Here is an 18,286-nt window from a genome sequence, read left to right on the forward strand (position 1 = left end):
CGGTCCGGACAATACGGCGTCAGCGTTGCAGCAGCCTCTGGACGATATCCCTGGAATTGGCTTCGGCGCGGGCGTATTCCTCCAGCGTCAGCCCTGCTCCGAGCGCCACGGCTCGGCGCAGCTCGCGGGAGACGAGATCGCGGGGGGCGTGCGCGTCATTGTCGATGACGAGCGTGGCCCCGTGCTTGCGGGCCAGGGCCGCCACATGGCCGTTGGTCAGGCTGTGGCCGCCCCGCGTGGTAATTTCGAGCGCAACGCCCTTTTCCGCAGCCAGCTTGACCTCAAGTTCGGAAATCAGGCCGGGGTGGGCCAGGATGTCCACTCCCGCTTCGATGGCGGCAAGGTTGGTCCCGGCGGCCACGGGTTCCACCACGGTCTCGCCGTGCACGACGACGATCTCCGCGCCCAGAGCCCGCGCTTTTTCAACGTACTCGCCGATGAGTCCCGGCGGCATATGCGTCAACTCCACGCCCGCGAGCACGGTCATGTCGAAAAAATGCCCGACTTTCGCGAGCTTGGAAACATGGGAAAGAATGAATTCCAGGTTGGCCGCGTCGCCGTGGTCCGTGATGGCGATGGCCTCGTACCCGGCATGGCGGGCGCGGCGCACCAATTCGGCGGGAATAAGTTCCCCGTCGCTGAACGTCGAATGCGTGTGCAGATCAATCATATCGGTGGCTACATCTTGTATTTGAAGTCGTCGGCGGAGATCTTCTCCAGTTCCTCGGTCCACTTCTTCGCGGCGTCGGTCTTGAACACGGCGTGCTGGCTTTCCCCGGAGGCGATGCCCGCTTCCGCGAGAACGGCCTCCGCGACGAAGACCGGAGCCTCGGCCCGCACCGCCAACGCGATGGCATCCGAGGGACGGCTGTCGATCCGCCGTTCCTCCTCGCCCAGACGCAGGACCAGCTCCGCGAAGTAGGTTCCCTCTTCCACGCGGGTTATCTCCACTCCGGAGACGACGGCTCCCAGGCCGGATATGGCGGAAAGGAGCAGATCGTGGGTCATGGGGCGGGGAAAATCGACCTTGTTCAGCGCAAGGGAAATGGCCATGGCTTCCATGGCCCCGATCCAGATGGGCAGCACCATCTCTTCGGCGAGATCCTTGAGGATCAGCACCGGAGACTGGTTCTTCTCATCCAGCGCCAGGCCGAACACCCGCAATTCTACCATGCCTCTCCCGTCTTCTCCCCGATGAGGGAATGCTTCTTCGCCTCCGTAATCCGGACAGGCATCATCCTGCCGGCCAGGTCTTCCTCCCGTTCGGCTCCGCAGAGCGGAACGTTGACGATGCGCCCGCCGGAATCTCGTCCTCGCCAGAAGGCCGCGTCCTCGGATTGCACCCTGCTCGGCCCGTCGAAAAGCACCTCGCAGACCGCTCCAACCCGGCTTTCCAACGCTTCAGACGTAATCTCATTTTGTAATTCCTGCAAGCGGGACAAACGATCCGACGCCGTTTGCGGGTCCACCTTGGGCGTCATGTTCACCGCGGCGACGCCGGGCCGGTCCGAATACTTGAAGGAAAAACTCGACTCGAAACGGACCTCGCGCATCATCTCCAGCGTACGCTCGAAATCCTCGTCCGTCTCGCCGGGAAAGCCCACGATCAGGTCCGTTCCCAGGGCGATGTCCGGCCGCGCCGCCTGAAGCTCGCGCACGATGCGCAGGTAGCGCTCCGTGTCGTACTTGCGGCCCATCCTCCGCAGCACCGCGTCCGAACCGGATTGCAGCGGCAAATGCAAATGCGGACAGAGATTCTCCAGCTCTCCGAAGGCCCGGACGACCTCCGGCGCGATATCCTTGGGGTGCGAGGTGGTGAAGCGTAACCTGTCCAGCCCAGGAAGCGCAGCCACCGCATGCAACAATTCCGCAAAATTCATCCCTGCGCCGCCCGCGTCCTGGCCGAAACTGTTCACGTTCTGGCCGAGCAGGGTGATCTCGCGGACGCCCCTGGCGATCTGCTCGCGGCATTCGCGCAGGACCGCCTCGGGCCGCCGCGACTTCTGCCTGCCGCGCGTGTAGGGGACAATGCAATAGGCGCAAAAATTGTCGCAGCCCTGCATGATGTTCACAAAGCACTGCCGGGGACCGGGAGCGTCCGCATGGGCCGCAGCGCCGCCTTCCCAGGCTTCCTCGCGTTCCGGGTAGGTTTTCAGGAAATCGAGCAGCGCCATCTGGAGGCCGGGTTCGGCGGCGATCCGTTCCAGGGCGTTGGGCGCCTGGGCGATGCCGTCCGAACCGAAAACGAGCCGGACAAAAGGATAGCGCCGGAGCAGATCCTCGCCGAGCTGCTGGGCCACGCAGCCGCCCACGGCCGCGAAGGCCTGGGGCCGCCCGCGAAACGACTGGCCCAGTCGGCCCAGGGCGCTGTGAACCTTCTGCTCCGGCTTCTCGCGCACGCTGCACGTATTCAGAACCACGAGATCGGCCTCGTCCTCCGGGGCCTCCTGCCAGCCGCGCGCCAGCAGGGCGCGAGCCAGCCAATCCGAATCGTTGACGTTCATCTGGCACCCGAAGGTGACGATATGAAACTTCATCCCATTCCTTTGCGTCAAGGTTCTTCAACTTCGGGCAGCCAGCGGTCCAGAAACAGCAAGGCCGACTCCACCACCGCTTCCCGATTCGCCGCGTCCACATCGATGACGCACTCGGCTTCCGGGTCCAGCTCAAAGGGGGCGTCCACGCCGACCACGTCCCCCAGGCCCTCGATTTCGACGCCTGTCCGGCGGCGTTCCAAAGCCTTGGCATACAGTCCGGCCATGACCAATCCTTCCGGACGCTCGGCCTCGCGCTGCATCGCCGTTTCCAGGGGACAACGCAAGTAAATTTCAGCGAACCGCGCGATCCGCTGCCGGGCGAGCCTGCGCCACCGCAGGCGATGCGCCGTGCCGTCGAGAATCACGCCCCGGCCCTTGGCCACGAGCCCGGCCGCCTCCGCTGCGAAACGGGCGTAAGCATTCTCCCGCTCTTCCGGGGTGTATTCCGGCTTGGGAAAATACGCTTTCCTGCGCTCGTCCATGCGCAGCAGGATCACGTCGCGTCCGGACGCGGCCAGACGATCCGCCAGGGCATCGGCCAGCGTGCTTTTCCCGCTGCCGGGCAAGCCCGTGATCCAGACCGCCCACCCTGATTCCGGCCGCTGCTTCGCCATGCGCTCGCCTACTCCATGTATCGATTGATGCGCTCCCAATCGAAGCGCTCCTCCCGCAACACGTTCTCCATGAACCGGAACAGCCCCCGGCGGACCTCGGGAGGATGGGACGGATACCACTCCGGAGAGGCGATTACCAGGGCGCGGAAGACGAAGAAGGGCGCGATGACCTCCAGGGCTTCGTCGTCGCTCGTGCGTTCCAGATATTCCTCGAACCAGACGCGGTAGAGGCGCTCGAAATCGCCTTGCAGCCGGGGTTTGTCGTACAGCCCGAAGAGCAGATAGTTGATGGCCAGCGTGGCCAGATCGCCCGCAGGCTCGCCCCATTCGCCCCGGCTGCGGTCCAGCACGGAAAAGCCCCCCCTCCCGTCCACGAGCACGTTCCAGGGATGCAGGTCGCCGTGCACGGCCGCGAGCCGATGCGCATAGCCTTTCAGCTTCCAGCGCCAGTCCAGCACGCCGCGTTCCAAAGCCTGGAACCGTTCATCGGGATATTCGGAGTACGGGTGGGGAAAGGCTTCGTCCACAAGTCCCATGATGCATTCGCTTGATCCCACGAGATCACGGACACGGCGAAAATAGAGATCGGGATCGTCCTTCTTCACAGAATGCACTTCCGCCAGCCAGCGGGCCAGCGCCCGGACGTTTTCCACGTCCAGCGGCACCATCCCTCCGCCGCGAATGCGCTCCAGGTCGTGGTAATAATCGTAGCCTTCGAGCTTCTCGTTGAGGATGAAGAATTCCCGGGGGCCGCGCAGCGGCACCAGATTTCCCGCCGCGTCCACATAACCGAGCCCAAGCGGCCGGACGTGGCGCGGCATGGCGGCGGAGGTCTCGAACTGGAACATCAGCACCGACGCCCGGTCCCAGTAAAACTGATGGCCGTACTTGTCGCCGCGCATGACCGAGAGCACTCCCTCGTGAGGCTCTCCGTCCACTTCGTACCGCAGCAGCAGGGGCTTGCCGTAGCCGAAACGCTTCATGCCCTGCTTGTCCAACGAGGCGAGATCGCCGTAATCCACAAGCCTGGCGTTCCCGCCGAAAGCCGCCTTGACGAAGGAGTCCAGCCGGGCCGACGTCAGCTCGATCATGCGTCCCCCTTTCCGGCCCCGCTTCCCTCCGGTTCATGCTCGACCGCCCGCCCCTCTGCGGGCACGGGCGGTCGATCGGTCCCGCTACATGGGGCCGAAAGTCGCTTCGTAGCGGGCTTTGAACTCCGCCGGGGAAAAAGAATGCTCCTGCGTGCCCTTGCGTTCGACGCAGTAGGCCGCACAGACGGCCCCGATCCGGCAGGCGTCCGGCAGGTCCAGCCCCTGGGAGATGCCCCGGAGCATTCCGGCCCGGAACGCGTCTCCCGCGCCGGTGGGGTCGGCGACCTTGGCCGCCGGGCAGACGGGAATCTGCACGGCTTCGCCCTTGCGCAGGACGCTGGAGCCCTGTTCGCCGAGCGTGGTCACGATGGCCCCGACCTTCTCAAGCAGCTGGGCCTTGTCCAGGCCGGTGGCCTTCATGATCATTTCCAGCTCGTAGTCGTTGGAGGCCAGGATGGCCGCGCCCGTGATCGCCTCCAGCAACTGCTCGCCCGTCAGCGCGGTGATCTGCTGACCGGGGTCGAAGACGTAGGGCATGCCCATGGCGCGATACTTGCGCGGCAGTTCGATCATGTCCTCGACGTTGCCCGGCGAAACGATGGCCATGCCCGACGCGGGATCGGCCTTGAGCACGTCGTATCCGCAAGGATTGCGCATGGCCGCCGGGTTGAATCCCGTGATCTGGTTGTCCGACTTGTCCGTGGTGATATAGGCGCTGGCCGTGAAATCGTTCTCCACGACGCGGACCCCGTCCATGGGCAGACCGTGCTTTTCGAGCCAGGCCCGGTAGTTGTCGAAATCCTTGCCCACGCAGGAGAGGATCAGCGGCTTCTCACCCAGCAGGGCCAGGTTGTAGGCGATGTTGCCGGCAGTGCCGCCGAACCGCTCTTCCAAACCGTCCACAAGAAAGCAGACGTTCAGGATGTGGATCTTGTCGGGCAGGATGTGGTCCTGAAACCTTCCCGGAAAAGTCATGATGCGGTCTATGGCCAGGGAGCCGGAAATATAAATCTGCACGCTTCCTCCTGTGGTTATGCGAATATCCGCGAAGCCGCAGTGTTAAGTCAGCCCTGGTCCCGCGTCAACGGCAAGGGGCGGCCGAGCGGAGCGGCGTCAGGATGTTTCCTCGCTGATCCAGCGCAGGAAGGCCGGATGGCCGCTCTCGATACGCAGGGACACGACGCAGGGGCATTCATAGGGATGCAGCTCGACCACGGCCTCGGTGAGCCTGTCCACCAGCTCGGCGCGCGTCTTGGCGATGACCACGACCTCTTCCCCCTGTTCCACCTTCCCTTGCCAGTGATACAGCGAACGCATGCCCGGCAGGATGTTCACGCAGGCGGCGAGACGGCGCTCCACGATCGCCGCGCCGATGCGCTCGGCCTGGGCCATATCCGGCGCCGTGATGTAGACGAGACGGCAGGCGTCCATTTCACTTTCCGCAGAGCTGGTTCAGGGCGGGGTCCGGCTGAAAAAGAAAATCGGCCACTCCCTTTGCCGTGGCGGGCGAAATATCCGCTCCGCGAGTCTCGACCATGCGCTTCACGGTTCCCAGCCAGGCGTTCCTGTCCTTCTTCCCGAGCTTGGAACAGGTTTTGTCCATTGCGTGGCAGTCCCCGCAGCGCGCGGCTATGAACTGCGCGTTGACCACTTCAGTCCCGGACACGGGCTGCACCGCGAAGGCGGATCGGGCCGGGGCAAGGGCCGCAACGGCCAGCAGCGCCGCAGCAGCGCCGAAAAACAGCAGACATGAAGGAATGATCCGTTTCACGAAACGACCTCGCAAAGGTTGGAGTGGACTGTTTACGGCTGCCAGTGTAGCAGGTTCGCGCCTGGATGCAACACGGCGCGCCGCTTGAGCTGAATCGCATTGAATGCTACCCCTGCGCTACGTTGACGCGCCGCGCAGGCGAGGAGCTGCATGAACAAGAAACAAAAGGCCGCAGAAATCTTCCGGCGACTGGAAAAGCGCTACCCCGCGCCCGAACCCGCGCTGGACTGGACGAACGCCTGGGAACTGCTCGTTGCCACCGTCCTGGCCGCGCAGTGCACGGACGAACGGGTCAACAAGGTCACGCCGGGGCTGTTCGCCCGCTGGCCGTCCATCCGGGACATGGCCGCCGCCGACGTGGGCGAAGTGGAGGAAGCCGTACGCTCCACCGGATTTTTCCGCAACAAGGCCAAAAACCTCGTGGCCTCGGCCCGGCTGGTCATGGATGAATTCCAGGGGCAGGTGCCCCGCAGCATGGCCGAACTGGTGCGCCTGCCCGGCGTGGCCCGCAAGACCGCCAACATCGTGCTTTCCAATGCCTACGGCGTGCACGAGGGCATCGCCGTGGACACCCACGTCAAGCGGCTGACCTTCCGCCTGGGCCTGACGGCGAACACCGATCCCGTGCGCATCGAAAAAGACCTCATGCCGCTCTTTCCGCGCGAGGCATGGGGAGACATCAACCATTTCCTGGTCTATTTCGGCCGCGAGGTCTGCAAGGCGCAGAAACCGCGCTGCGCCGAATGCGAGCTCGAAGACCTCTGTCCGAAAAAGGGAGTCAAGTAAGATGGCCGATTCCATGACCGCGCCGGGCGACTTCACCATTCACGCCCGCGACGGGCAGGCCCGCCGCGCCACCCTTGTCACGGCGCACGGAGAAATCCAGACCCCGGTGTTCATGCCCGTCGGCACCCAGGGTTCGGTCAAGGCCGTGGGCCCCGACGACCTGGAAAACGCGCACGCCCAGATCATTCTCGGCAACACCTACCACCTCTACCTGCGCCCCGGCGACGAACTCGTGGCCCGGCGCGGCGGTCTGCACCGCTTCGCCAACTGGAAAAAGCCGATCCTCACCGACTCCGGCGGATTTCAGGTCTTCAGCCTGGCCACGATCCGGACCATCAGCGAAAAAGGGGTGGAATTCCGGTCGTACCTCGACGGCTCCAAGCATTTCTTCTCCCCGGAGAAAGTGGTTTCCATCCAACAGAACCTCGGCTCGGACATCATGATGGTTCTGGACGAATGCGTGGGCTACGGCGCGGACCGCGAATACACCGCCCGTTCCCTGGAGCGGACCACACGCTGGGCACGGCGCTGCCGCGAGGCCCACGCGCCCGGCCAAAACGGCCAGCTTCTCTTCGGCATCGTCCAGGGCGGATTCTTCGAGGATCTGCGCGACGAAAGCCTGGCCCAGCTCGCGGAAATCCCCTTCGAGGGCTACGCCATCGGCGGGCTGTCCGTGGGCGAATCAACGGAGGAGATGTACCGCATCCTGAACCACATCGGCCCGAAGATGCCGGACGACAAGCCCCGCTACCTCATGGGCGTGGGCACCCCCCTGGACATTCTGGAAGGCATCGCCGCGGGCGTGGACATGTTCGACTGCGTGCTGCCCACCCGCAACGCGCGCAACGGCACGCTCTTCACGTCGGAGGGCAAGGTGAACATCAAGCGGGCCGAGTTCCGCGAGGACGACGCGCCCCTGGACCCGGCCTGCGATTGCTATACCTGCCGGAACTTCTCCCGCGCCTATCTGCGCCACCTCTACACCGCGCGGGAAATTCTCTCCTACCGCCTGAACTCCATCCACAACATCGCCTTCTTCCTGGACCTTGCCCGGCAGGCCCGCGAGGCCATCGAGAAGGGACGGTTCCAGCAATTGAAGGCGCGCTATCAGGACATCTACGGCAGGGACGGGCGCGACGCGCCCAAGGGCGGCGCGCAGCACAAGCCCAAAAAACGTTTCGGCTAGACGATCCTTGTGAGGCATTTCAAATGAAGCGGACGCTCGCCCTCCTGCTCCAGGCCACCGGCGCGGCCACCCTGCTCGGCGCGCTCGCCTTCTGCGTGCTGATGGCTTTTGCCGGGCAGTGGCTCCAGGTGGACGACGGTCCGGCCAAGGCCGACTACATCCTGCCGCTGGCCGGGGACGGCAACCGCATCATCCACGCCGCCGGGCTCTACCACCAGGGGTGGGCCCCGAAAGTGCTGGCAAGCCTGGCCCACGTCTATCCGCCCACGCCCATGGACGCGCTCCAGAAACGCATGGGCTATCCGCAATACGGCTCCCAGCGCGAATGGTATGCCGCGATCTTCGCGGCGCTGGACGTACCTCCCGAAGCGGTCGAGTTCTTCGGCACCGGCCACATCTCCACCGTGGAAGAGGCCGAAGCACTGCGGAAGCACCTGGACGCGGCCCCGGTGCGGCTCCTGCTCGTGACCTCGCCCTACCACGCCCGCCGGGCCAAGACGATCTTCGAGGACGTCTACCCGGAAGCGGAAATCAGGATGATCGTCTCACCGGACGAATCCTTCAGGGAACGCTGGTGGGAGGACCAGCATTCGGCCCAGATGGTCGTGCTGGAAACGGCCAAAACCCTCCATTACCTTTTGGGCGGCGCATACCGCTCCACGGACCCGGCGCAATAAGTCCAGTCTCCGTCTCCCCTTCTTGCGCGCGCGGTTGACTTTTCAGTCTGCGGCCCCACCCTTTGAACTGAACGTTCAGCCAGGAGGCCGCCATGACCAAAGCCCGAAATGCCCAGCCCCGCAACGAGCTGGCTCGCGAAACCAGCCCATACCTGCTCCAGCACGCGGACAATCCCGTGCACTGGCTGCCCTGGGGCGACCGGGCCTTTGCGCTGGCCCGCGAACAGGACAAGCCCGTCCTGCTCTCCATCGGCTATTCCGCCTGCCACTGGTGCCACGTCATGGCCCATGAGTCCTTTGAGGACGAAGCGACCGCCGCCCTGCTCAACGAGCATTTCGTCTGCGTGAAGGTGGACCGCGAAGAGCGTCCCGACGTGGACGATCTCTACATGACCGTCTGCCAGTTGATGACCGGATCGGGCGGCTGGCCCCTGACTCTGGCCCTGACCCCTGACCGGAAGGCTTTCTTCGCAACGACCTTTGTCCCGCGTGAAAGCCGCGGCGGACGTCTGGGCATGAAGGAACTGCTCCCCCGACTCGGCGAAGCATGGCGGACGCAGCGCCAGGCCGTGCTGGACGCGGCGGAACGGACCACGGCTGCCGTCGCGGACCTCGCAGCCGCTTCCTCATCCGGGGACGCCGGAACAACAAGCTCCCTGCCCGGCGATGAAGTATCGGCGCAGGCCGCACGCGAGCTGGAATCCCGCTTCGACGCCGAGCACGGCGGATTCGGCGACGCGCCCAAGTTTCCTTCCCCGCATGTGCTGCTGTTCCTGCTCCGCGAACACGCCCGCACCGGCAATCCCGCGCTCCTGGACATGGTTCTGCGCACCCTTCGGGGCATGCGGCGCGGCGGCGTCTACGACCAGCTCGGCTACGGGCTGCACCGCTACTCCACGGACGAACGCTGGCTGCTGCCGCACTTCGAAAAGATGCTCTACGACCAAGCCCTGCTGACCCTTGCCGCCCTGGAAGCCTTCCAAGCCTCCGGAGAGGAGGAATTCGCCGCCCTCGCGCGGGAGGTCATCAGCTACGTGCGGCGAGATCTGACCTCGCCGGAAGGAACCTTCCACACGGCGGAAGACGCGGACTCCGAGGGGGAGGAGGGACGCTTCTACGTCTGGGCGCGAGCGCAGCTCGACGACATCCTCGGCCCGGAGGACGGCGCCTTGGCAGCGCGGGTCTTCGGAGTCGAACCGGGCGGGAATTTCCAGGACGAGGCCACCAGACGTTCCACAGGAACGAACATCCTGCATCTGCCCCTGCCCCTTGCGGACCTCGCGCGGCGGGAAAACATGCCGCTCCCTGTCCTCGCCTCCCGCATGGAATCCATCCGCACGCGGCTTCTGGCAACGCGGCAGGAGCGCGTCCGGCCGGGGCTGGACAGCAAGGTGCTCACGGACATGAACGGGCTGATGCTTGCGGCTCTGGCTCGGGGAGCACGCGTGCTGAACGATCCAGACCTGCTTCGCGCCGCGGAAACGGCGGCCGCAGCGCTTCTGCGCTCCCGCCTGCGGGAGAGCGGCCTGCTGCATTGCCTGCGCGGCGACGACGCCGAACCCGTGCCGGGATTGCTGGACGACTACGCATTTCTGGCCTGGGGACTGCTGGAACTGCACGAGGCAAGCCTGAACTCGCTCTGGCTGGAACACGCCCGCTCGCTGGCGGGAATCATCAGGGAAAGGTTCGAAGACAGGGAACAAGGCGGATTTTGGCTGACGCCCGTCGATCATCGGGAACTGCCCGTCCGGCGCAAGGACGCCTACGACGGAGCCACGCCTTCCGGCAACTCCGTGGCCGCCTGGGTGCTCTTGCGGCTTTCCGTCCTGAGCGGCGAACCGCACCTGCGGGAAAGCGGGATCGGCGTCCTGCGGGCCTATGCCGGGCAACTCCGGCAACACCCCTCCGGCTTCGCGTTTCTGCTCTGCGCCCTGAGCGACGCGCTGCGTCCGCCCCTGCGTGTCGCGCTGCCCCGAAACGCCGACGCCAGGGCCGGGTTCGAAAACGCCCTGCGGACGCGCTATCTGCCCGGCATGGTGCTGACCGTCGCGGACGATCAGAATTCGTCGGACGCCGCGCAGGTCTGCCGCGACACGACCTGCCTCGCTCCTGTCAGGACGCCGGGAGATCTGCTCCGGGTGCTGTCGGACAGACATCCGCCTCGCGACTGAGGCGCGAGGAATAATCGGCCAGGGTCGCATTGGCGGGGTCGTTGTAGGCGGCCGAGGCAAGGGAATCGAACGCTTCGTCCACGAAGCCGAAATCCTCGCCCGCGCCTTCCTCGTCCCCCCCGGAGACAACGGCGCGCTGCACGTCCGTAATCCTGATGAGTTCCGGCTGCATGGCAGGATAGAAACGCAGGTCATCCTCGTCTTCGGACGGAGCGCAAAGGCCCGCGGAAGCCATCTGCCCGAAAAGCTCCACGACCATCTCGCGAGGAATCATCAGGCGGTCGGAAATCTCGTCCACATCCGGCAGGACGCATCCCTCCCGAAACGGGCGCACCGTCAGGAGCATCATGATCACGGCCAGCTTTTGGCGCTGCACGAGGCTGGCCTTGCGGATGAACTGCTGCTTCGTGAACCGACGCAAATGCTGCACGGCCACGCACATTTCCGCCCCGAACAGCACGATGATCCAGCCGATGTACATCCAGATCAAAAAGAGCGGCAACTGCGCGAAGCTGCCGTAGATGGCGTTGTAGTTGTTGAAGCCCATCTGCCAGCGGATGTAGGCTCCCTGGGAGAGCTGCCACAAAATCGCGGCCACGGCTCCTCCCAGGGCCGCGCTCTTCAGGCTGACCTTGGTGTTCGGCACATAGGAATACATGAACGTAAAGGCGAGCCAGAGGAGCGCCAGCGGTGCGGATTTGAGCATCAGGCTCTCCAGCCATCCGAGTCCGGACACCTCCATGACGCGCTGGACGATGTCGCTTTTCTGCACCGTCACCGTGGTGCTGGTGGCAACGATGAAGATCACGGGCATGATCAGGATTACGGAAAAGAAATCCGTGAACTTGCGCCAGGGACTTCTACCCCGCTTGACGCCCCAGATGGTGTTGAAGGCCTGCTCCACGCTGGAAACCATGGAAAAGACGGTGACGAGCAAAAACGCCACGCCCATCCAGCCCAGGGTCTTGACATTGGTGTTGTCGATATAGCCGATGATGGATTTCACGACCTGTTCGTTGCCGGAAGCCATGCGGCTGAGCAGGTCGTGTATGAATTCGGAGTTTTGCAGGCCGAATCCCTTGGCGATGGAAAACGCCACGGCCAGCAACGGAACGATGGAGAGCATGGTGGTGAAGGTCAGCGCGCCGGATCGAATCAGGCACTGGTTGCCGAGGAATCCCTTGAAGACGAGATAAATCCAGCGGGAAAAAGCGGAAAGCCTGCTCGCTTGACGCTTGCTGCCGTCGTCCCAGATGTCCACCGTGAACCAGTGAAAGATTTGCGAGACAATCCTGCCCAGTCCCTTGTCGCTCATGCGTCCAGCTCCCTGTTGAGTATGAACAATCCTTAGACTGCATACACGCCCGGACCGTGCGTGGGCAAGCCCGGATCGCTTCCTGCGGAAACGGGCCGCAATGATCAGAAGAGCAGATCGCGCAGATACTGGAAGGGCTTCAAGGGAATTCCAATAAGATCCCTGACCGTATTGGTGATCAGTTCCCCGCCGGGAACCTCCACAGCGGGATCGTCCAGGCAGCCGACGATGTGCAGCGGCACAGTGGGGCCGGCCTTGTAGTTGGCCTCCAGCTCCAGATCGATGGTGTTCATGTCGATGTTGAATTCACCGCGCCCGCCCAGTTCCATGAACGAGGCTTCCATGTTGAAGTCCTCGTTGTAGAACGCACCGTGGTCGATGCGGAAGATAGCGCCCGCACCGTTGAAACGGTTGCGGCCGTCCAGAATGCTCTGCTCTCCCTTGGCGAGGCTCTCCCCTCCGCCCTTGCCGGAGAACTTGTACGAGCCCTCCTCCACCGTAAAACCGCCCCGACCCTCCAGGTTGGCGATCACGTCGTCGTCCGTGGCGCCGAGGCTCTGCACGTCCATGAAGAGCGTCCCCCGGCCCATGACGTATTCCTTGCCGCCCACGTCGGCCATGAACGGTCCCACCTTGAAGTCGTCGGCTTTGAGGTTCAGGGAGAGGACGATGAATTCCTTGGTCGAACGCGCGGTGAATCCGCCCTCCAGCTTTCCGCCGTAGAAGGTGCCTGCAAGCGGGCTGCCCGTGAGCTGGCCATCCCGCGCGCGGACCTCTGCCTTGATATCCGTGAAATGCAGCTTGTAGAGGATGAGATCCTTGACCTGGAGCGTCCCTTCCGCGTTCAGGTCGCGCAGCGTTTCCACAGGCAGGCCGATGGGCCGGACCTGGGTCGGGTCCACGCATTCCTTGGGGTCGCGGCGCTTGCCCTTGTTCGGGCGGTACTGGTCGATGTCCACGGTGCCTGCCGAAAGGTCGAAACTCAACTTCCCGGTCTTGTAATCCTCGACGCGCACGACTCCGGTGGCCAAAGCACCGTCCATGCCGATTTCGCAATGGTGGAACACCGCCTTGTAGGGCGTTACCGAATATTTGCTGCGGACGTGAATCCTGGTGTAGGCGTTCTTGCCTCGCGGCTTGCCCGGCTTGAGACTCATCCAGCGCAGCAGTCCGAGCGGATTGTCCGTGTCGTATTCAAATCCCCCGGTCAGCGTATAGTCTTTCTCAAAGATGCGATGCCCTTCCAGGGTCGCCGTGAAATCGCCGCCAAATCCGGACACCTGCACGTCCTTCAGCCGGAGATGCTGCTTGTCCGCCTCCAGCCCCCCATTGACGAAAAAGTCCAGCGCAGGAGCGTATTTCGGCAGATCGCCCCCTTCGTAGCGCCCCTTGATCTTCACGTCGTCGAGACGCAGATCGGCATAATTCCGGTTCGTGCGCATCGTGCCCGTGAAGGAGAGCCAGGACGAGTAATCGCGATCCGCGCCCCTTGCCCCGCCCTTGAAGCTGAAAGCGAAGCCCCCTTCCTTGTAGGCGACTCGCGTGGGCTTGAAATCCGTCTCGCCAGAAGCCTTTCCAAAGGAAACCGTGCGCCCCTTGGATCCGTCGGAAGGCGGGGTCCGCAGTCGAAAATTGTCGATATCGTAGGCCAGGTGCCCTTCGAGCGAGAACAGAACGTCGTCGATGACGTCGCTCGCCTTGAACGGCGTGGGCGGCATGGTCATGGAATACTTCGCGCCGCCCCTGCCGTCGATCCGGTACTTCCCGACAGACAGCAACGGAAGGTCGGCGGCATCCAGTCCATCCAGACGCACGTCCAGCCCCAGTCCAAGGCTGTACTCTCCGTTCCCGCTGCCTGCTATGCTGGCCTCGAACCCGGCCTTGAGGCTGCCCCCCTTGAGCCCGGCTGGGGCCACATCGACCCGGAGCGTACCGTTCCCGCAGCTCGCGGCCCAGTGAGACCCCTCGAGATGTTCTCCCGCAAGGATCACGGAATCCAGGTCCACGCTGCCGCCGGCATGGACTTTCGCAAAGAAATCAGGAAAAAAATCGCGGAGATAAAACGGCTCGTCCACGATGAAGAGCCGATAGTAGCGGTCGAAATCCAGACTGTCGCCCTTGAGCCTGAAACGATAGTCCGGGTTGTCGAAGCCATGCACGGAGAATTCGCCGGTCACATTGGTCTTGTCGCAGAAGACCTTGAGATCCCTGACGTCCACCCCGGAGGCGTCCGCCTTGAAGGAAAGGGAGAAATTCCCGTTCTTGAAAATCTCGGAATCCTTTTCCGGAATCGTGCCTGGGAAGAAATCGTTCACTGCGGCGCGCGGCGAGAAGACGCCCGAACGCAATTCCCCCTCGGCGCGAGGAGCGTCCTTGAGGTTCTCCAGGCGCATGTCCCCGGCAAGCATCAACTGCGGCAATTTAAGATGGAAATCGTGGAGTTGCGCCTCGCCCTTGACGGAATCGAGGTCCAGACGAGAGGTGAAGTGTATCTCGCCGCCCTGCACGGGCAGGGTATCGCCCCGAAGTATCAAGTTCACCCGCGTGTCCAGCAGCTGAAAGGCATTGGCCGCGAGATCCGTTTCCAGATTGCCGCTCATGTCCAGGCTGGCTTCCACATCCAGCCCGCTGCGGGTGAAGGTTCCATTCATGGAAAAGGGCAAGGGGCGGCCCGGCTCGAATTCGCCGGTCTGAAAGCCCGCGTCCGCCACGGTCCAGGACTGGCCCGTGACCTCGTCGTCAAACCGGAAGTGGGCGTTGTGCAGCTGCACGCCGCGAACGCTCAAGGAATCCAGGCGCAGCGCGGGGTCCATGACCGGCTTGCTCTCGCCCTGGGGCAACAACAACGCCAGCAGCGCGTCGATATTGGTGGTGCCGTCTTTTTTGCGCTGCACCGAGACTTCGATCCTGTTCAGAAAGACGGTGTCGAAGTTGAGCTGACGCGAGAATAGATGCACCAGGGAAACCTTTGCCGAGACTTCGGACGCCCGCAGCAGCGGCTCCTTTCCCGGCGCGGTCCGCACTTCCAGAGGCCCAGTTTCCAGGCCGAGCCACGGATATACGCTGACGCCGAGATTCCCCTGGAAGGCGACCTCATATCCATAGGCGTCGCTGATGGCCTGGGAGAGATGCGTTCGGAAACGCTCGGTTCCCAGATACCAATCCAGAGCGAACAGCCCTGCGGCGAACAGTGTGGTGCTCAGCAGCAGGGTGATCAAAAGAATGAAGGTTATCTTGCGCAGCATGTGCTCTCAATGGCCAGATGGTCAGCCACGGATCAGGGCTCTCTCAAAAAAACCGACGACGATTCGGGCAGCTTCGTACGGGCGGCCACCACCGGGCACTTGACCTTGAAGGCAAAATACACGTCCAGCCCGGAATCGGTCAATGACTCGTAGTTCCCCTGCCCCTTGGCGAGAACGATGTCCGCTTCCCGCAGACGCTTTCGAAAGTCGCCATCACAACGTTCCAAAACCGCGCCGGGAGTGTCGGCACCAGAAGAGAAAACCTCGCAAAGCTCGTCGAGCCCCACCTGGCGCGCATCGTCCAGTGTCGCGTCGTTGAGCACTGGCCGTCCTCTGACCGCATAGGACACCTGCGCGCCCAGCGCAAGCAACTCGCCCACCAGCAACCTGTCCAGCCCTATTTCCCCGGCATTGTCGCCGACGATGAGCACCTGCGCTCCCGGAACGGCGCGCTTGCGAAAGCTGGTGACGGCAGCGGGGTCCAGCGTCTCGTCCACGCGTTCCAGCTCGCCCTCCCAATCGAATCGGGTTTCCACGCCCGAATCCATGTAATTGCCGATGATTGATATTTCCAATGCCGTCGACAATGGATCGCGACTGCGCCGAAGCTTCTCGCCGAGTTCGGGCAACAACGTCAAGACCCTTGCGTTTGATCGTCGCTTTTCCTCGGCAAAACAATCATCCACCCCGGTGACGCGGCGCAGCAGGGCGTACAGACGCCCAGCCAGTGCGGGCGGCGGTTGGTCGAGATCGAACAGGGGGAGCAGTTCTGCCAGTTCCAGCAAGACACGTTTCTGAACGGCCGCATCCTCTGGGCGCGCCAGACGCGCTCCCGCGAGAGCCTGGCGAAAAAAACAGGGCAGACAATCCAATTGCGTTTTCATGCGGTTACTCCCCGCGAAGTATGGCCCGGCGCACCGGCTTTCGCAAGCGGTGAAACGGCGCATTATTCTCCCTCCTGTTTTTGCCGCAACGGCGCAAAATACGCCTGGCAAAATCGTGTGGCGCGCCGGAATGCCCTCCAGCCGTGACTTTTACAACTGGCACGCACGTTGCTCCGGTAGCGGCAACGAAACGACGCGCATATTCCAGCGCGGCAAGCCGGGAGAAACATGAAAATCGCCATCGCCAGCGGCAAAGGCGGCACTGGCAAGACCACTGTCGCCGTCAACCTTGCCGCACATCTCAGTCGCAGGGGTATTCCCCTCAACTTCATCGATTGCGACGTGGAAGAGCCCAACGCCCGCTTTTTCCTTGGAATCGACATCGGGGATACCCGTGTGGAACAGGTTCCCGTCCCCGTCATCGACGAGGATTCCTGCCTCGGTGAATCATGCAGAAAGTGCGTCGAGCTTTGCCGCTTCAAGGCGCTGATCTGCATGGCGGGAACCGTCATGGCCTTCACCGAGCTCTGCCACGGTTGCGGATTATGCGAACTGGCCTGTCCGGCGGATGCGATCAAGGAAGGCACCCGCGACATCGGGGAAAGCGGCATCGGCCGTAAGGACGGTATCACATTTTTCCAGGGTCTGCTGCGCATCGGGGAAGCCATGTCCCCACCGCTGATCAAGGCCGTCAAAGCGCGCGCGGAAAACAGCGGCCTGACACTGCTCGATTGCCCCCCCGGGGCGTCCTGCCCCGTGGTCTGTTCCCTTCAGGACGTGGACTACGCGCTGCTCGTGGCCGAACCCACGCCTTTCGGCCTGCACGATCTGAATATCGCTGTCCAGCTCCTGCGCGAGCTGCATCTGCCCTTCGGGGTAGTGCTCAACCGGGCGGGCATGGGGGATGAGCGCGTCGAAAGATATCTCGAAAAGGAAGCGATCCCCCTTCTCGCGGCCATTCCCCACGAACGGGCAGCTGCCGAAGCCTATTCCACGGGTGCGTTGCTCATCGACGGCGTTCCGGGCTTCGCCGACCGCTTCAGCGACCTCGTCGCCGCCATCGAACACCAAACGGGAAGGACATTGGGATGAAACAGCTGGTCGTCATCAGCGGCAAAGGCGGAACCGGAAAGACAAGCGTGACAGCGGCCCTGGCCGGCCTGGGACCGGCTAAAGTCCTGGCGGACTGCGATGTGGACGCCGCCGACCTCCATCTCGTGCTCCAGCCCGAGATCAAGGAACGCTGGCCGTTCGTCAGCGGCGAGCAGCCGAGCATCGATCCGAATCTCTGCACCGAATGCGGGCTGTGCCGCACCCATTGCCGGTTCGGAGCCGTAAGCGAGGATTTCCGGATTCTTCCGGAACACTGCGAAGGCTGCGGGGTCTGCGACTATGTCTGCCCGGTCGGGGCCGTATCCATGCGCCCGCGTGTCTGCGGAGAGCAATACCGCTCCGAGACCCGGCACGGCCCGATGGCCCACGCGGCGCTTGGGGTCGGCGAAGAGAATTCCGGGAAGCTGGTCACTTCGGTCCGGCGCGAAGCAAAAAGCCTGGCCGAAGATCGCGGGTTCGAACTGGTTCTCGTGGACGGCTCGCCAGGCGTCGGGTGTCCCGTGATCGCTTCGCTTACGGATGCGGACCTCGCCATACTCGTGGCGGAACCAACTGTTTCGGCCGTCCACGACCTGAAAAGAGTCCACGACCTGACCAAGCATTTTCGTATGCCCGCGGCCCTTGTCGTCAACAAGTCCGGACTGAACCACGACATGGAGAGCGAGCTGCTGCGATATTGCGAACTGGAAGGGATTCCCGTTTTGGGCAGCCTCCCCTACGACCCGATCTTCACGAAGGCCCAGATCGCCGGACAAAGCATCCTGGAGTTCGACCCGAACGGCCTGGGGGAAAACGTCCGGACCATCTGGTCCCGTCTGGAAACACTTCTGGCCTGAGTCCCGGAAACTTCGTCGGATCCTCCCCGCGGCGCCATACACATGCGGCGCCGAGGCTGG

The 18,286-nt window shown here is 63.4% G+C and carries 17 protein-coding genes; 6 read left to right on the forward strand and 11 right to left on the reverse strand.

Annotated elements, in window-relative coordinates; translation table 11 throughout:
* Positions 1–19 precede the first annotated feature (19 nt).
* The 8 genes from G452_RS0108445 to G452_RS0108480 all read right to left on the reverse strand — a co-directional run bounded on the left by G452_RS0108445 (position 20) and on the right by G452_RS0108480 (position 6,013).
* A complete protein-coding gene (locus G452_RS0108445) occupies positions 20–670 on the reverse strand; it encodes a histidinol phosphate phosphatase domain-containing protein (protein WP_022661818.1) in 651 nt (216 codons plus the stop codon).
* Positions 671–678: 8 nt separating this feature from the next.
* Positions 679–1,173, reverse strand: coding sequence for a bifunctional nuclease family protein (locus tag G452_RS0108450; RefSeq protein ID WP_022661819.1), 495 nt, complete (start codon positions 1,171–1,173; stop codon positions 679–681).
* Positions 1,167–2,537, reverse strand: coding sequence for a tRNA (N6-isopentenyl adenosine(37)-C2)-methylthiotransferase MiaB (gene miaB, locus G452_RS0108455; RefSeq protein ID WP_022661820.1), 1,371 nt, complete (start codon positions 2,535–2,537; stop codon positions 1,167–1,169). Before miaB ends, G452_RS0108450 begins: the two co-directional genes overlap by 7 nt.
* Before the next feature lie 14 nt (positions 2,538–2,551).
* Positions 2,552–3,151 (reverse strand): adenylyl-sulfate kinase, encoded by a 600-nt coding sequence (locus tag G452_RS0108460; protein WP_022661821.1) that lies wholly within the window; start codon positions 3,149–3,151, stop codon positions 2,552–2,554.
* Positions 3,152–3,159: 8 nt separating this feature from the next.
* Positions 3,160–4,242, reverse strand: a complete 1,083-nt coding sequence (locus G452_RS0108465; RefSeq protein ID WP_022661822.1) for a phosphotransferase family protein — start codon at positions 4,240–4,242, stop codon at positions 3,160–3,162.
* 84 nt (positions 4,243–4,326) lie between these two features.
* Positions 4,327–5,259 carry a carbohydrate kinase family protein gene (locus tag G452_RS0108470; RefSeq protein ID WP_022661823.1) on the reverse strand — a complete coding sequence of 311 codons (933 nt, stop codon included), beginning with the start codon at positions 5,257–5,259 and terminating at the stop codon, positions 4,327–4,329.
* A 96-nt stretch (positions 5,260–5,355) separates the two neighbouring features.
* Complete coding sequence (gene cutA, locus G452_RS0108475; RefSeq protein ID WP_022661824.1) at positions 5,356–5,673, reverse strand: divalent-cation tolerance protein CutA; 318 nt, start codon at positions 5,671–5,673, stop codon at positions 5,356–5,358.
* 1 nt (position 5,674) lies between these two features.
* Entirely contained in the window at positions 5,675–6,013 is a 339-nt protein-coding gene (locus tag G452_RS0108480; protein ID WP_022661825.1) for a hypothetical protein, read from the reverse strand.
* A 150-nt stretch (positions 6,014–6,163) separates the two neighbouring features.
* Between G452_RS0108480 and nth the strand changes: the two genes are divergently transcribed.
* From nth to G452_RS0108500, 4 genes are all read left to right on the forward strand, one after another.
* Positions 6,164–6,799 carry an endonuclease III gene (gene nth / locus G452_RS0108485; protein ID WP_027189120.1) on the forward strand — a complete coding sequence of 212 codons (636 nt, stop codon included), beginning with the start codon at positions 6,164–6,166 and terminating at the stop codon, positions 6,797–6,799.
* A 13-nt stretch (positions 6,800–6,812) separates the two neighbouring features.
* On the forward strand, positions 6,813–7,985 hold the full coding sequence (gene tgt, locus G452_RS18655; RefSeq protein ID WP_022661827.1) for a tRNA guanosine(34) transglycosylase Tgt: 1,173 nt from the start codon (positions 6,813–6,815) through the stop codon (positions 7,983–7,985).
* A 23-nt stretch (positions 7,986–8,008) separates the two neighbouring features.
* Positions 8,009–8,662 carry a YdcF family protein gene (locus G452_RS0108495; protein WP_027189121.1) on the forward strand — a complete coding sequence of 218 codons (654 nt, stop codon included), beginning with the start codon at positions 8,009–8,011 and terminating at the stop codon, positions 8,660–8,662.
* 92 nt (positions 8,663–8,754) lie between these two features.
* Positions 8,755–10,833: a thioredoxin domain-containing protein gene (locus G452_RS0108500; protein WP_022661830.1), complete on the forward strand. Its 2,079-nt coding sequence runs from the start codon at positions 8,755–8,757 to the stop codon at positions 10,831–10,833.
* Here the strand turns inward: G452_RS0108500 and G452_RS18660 are convergent.
* The 3 genes from G452_RS18660 to G452_RS0108515 form a co-directional block, all read right to left on the reverse strand.
* The gene (locus G452_RS18660; RefSeq protein WP_022661831.1) at positions 10,775–12,148 is read right to left on the reverse strand and encodes a YihY/virulence factor BrkB family protein; all 1,374 of its coding nucleotides are present in this window, start codon (positions 12,146–12,148) and stop codon (positions 10,775–10,777) included. The two genes, G452_RS0108500 and G452_RS18660, sit on opposite strands and share 59 nt — an antisense overlap.
* Positions 12,149–12,252: 104 nt before the next feature.
* Positions 12,253–15,393 (reverse strand): AsmA family protein, encoded by a 3,141-nt coding sequence (locus tag G452_RS0108510; RefSeq protein ID WP_022661832.1) that lies wholly within the window; start codon positions 15,391–15,393, stop codon positions 12,253–12,255.
* Positions 15,394–15,425: 32 nt separating this feature from the next.
* A complete protein-coding gene (locus G452_RS0108515) occupies positions 15,426–16,277 on the reverse strand; it encodes a damage-control phosphatase ARMT1 family protein (RefSeq protein WP_027189122.1) in 852 nt (283 codons plus the stop codon).
* A 228-nt stretch (positions 16,278–16,505) separates the two neighbouring features.
* On the opposite strand from G452_RS0108515, the gene G452_RS0108520 reads away from it, so the two are divergent.
* Positions 16,506–17,369, forward strand: a complete 864-nt coding sequence (locus tag G452_RS0108520) for a nucleotide-binding protein (RefSeq protein ID WP_022661834.1) — start codon at positions 16,506–16,508, stop codon at positions 17,367–17,369.
* A complete protein-coding gene (locus G452_RS0108525; protein ID WP_022661835.1) occupies positions 17,366–18,226 on the forward strand; it encodes an ATP-binding protein in 861 nt (286 codons plus the stop codon). The genes G452_RS0108520 and G452_RS0108525 overlap by 4 nt, the downstream gene beginning before the upstream one ends.
* The last annotated feature ends 60 nt before the right edge of the window (positions 18,227–18,286 follow it).

Source organism: Paucidesulfovibrio longus DSM 6739 (assembly GCF_000420485.1).
Lineage (GTDB): Bacteria > Desulfobacterota > Desulfovibrionia > Desulfovibrionales > Desulfovibrionaceae > Paucidesulfovibrio > Paucidesulfovibrio longus.

Coding starts and splice junctions, on each gene's coding strand:
- G452_RS0108445 (WP_022661818.1), bottom strand. CDS start 670: ATGATTGATCTGCACACGCATTCGACGTTCAGCGACGGGGAACTTATT.
- miaB (WP_022661820.1), bottom strand. CDS start 2,537: ATGAAGTTTCATATCGTCACCTTCGGGTGCCAGATGAACGTCAACGAT.
- nth (WP_027189120.1), top strand. CDS start 6,164: ATGAACAAGAAACAAAAGGCCGCAGAAATCTTCCGGCGACTGGAAAAG.
- G452_RS0108515 (WP_027189122.1), bottom strand. CDS start 16,277: ATGAAAACGCAATTGGATTGTCTGCCCTGTTTTTTTCGCCAGGCTCTC.
- G452_RS18660 (WP_022661831.1), bottom strand. CDS start 12,148: ATGAGCGACAAGGGACTGGGCAGGATTGTCTCGCAAATCTTTCACTGG.
- G452_RS0108495 (WP_027189121.1), top strand. CDS start 8,009: ATGAAGCGGACGCTCGCCCTCCTGCTCCAGGCCACCGGCGCGGCCACC.
- G452_RS0108525 (WP_022661835.1), top strand. CDS start 17,366: ATGAAACAGCTGGTCGTCATCAGCGGCAAAGGCGGAACCGGAAAGACA.
- G452_RS0108460 (WP_022661821.1), bottom strand. CDS start 3,151: ATGGCGAAGCAGCGGCCGGAATCAGGGTGGGCGGTCTGGATCACGGGC.
- G452_RS0108500 (WP_022661830.1), top strand. CDS start 8,755: ATGACCAAAGCCCGAAATGCCCAGCCCCGCAACGAGCTGGCTCGCGAA.
- G452_RS0108510 (WP_022661832.1), bottom strand. CDS start 15,393: ATGCTGCGCAAGATAACCTTCATTCTTTTGATCACCCTGCTGCTGAGC.
- cutA (WP_022661824.1), bottom strand. CDS start 5,673: ATGGACGCCTGCCGTCTCGTCTACATCACGGCGCCGGATATGGCCCAG.
- tgt (WP_022661827.1), top strand. CDS start 6,813: ATGACCGCGCCGGGCGACTTCACCATTCACGCCCGCGACGGGCAGGCC.
- G452_RS0108450 (WP_022661819.1), bottom strand. CDS start 1,173: ATGGTAGAATTGCGGGTGTTCGGCCTGGCGCTGGATGAGAAGAACCAG.
- G452_RS0108520 (WP_022661834.1), top strand. CDS start 16,506: ATGAAAATCGCCATCGCCAGCGGCAAAGGCGGCACTGGCAAGACCACT.
- G452_RS0108465 (WP_022661822.1), bottom strand. CDS start 4,242: ATGATCGAGCTGACGTCGGCCCGGCTGGACTCCTTCGTCAAGGCGGCT.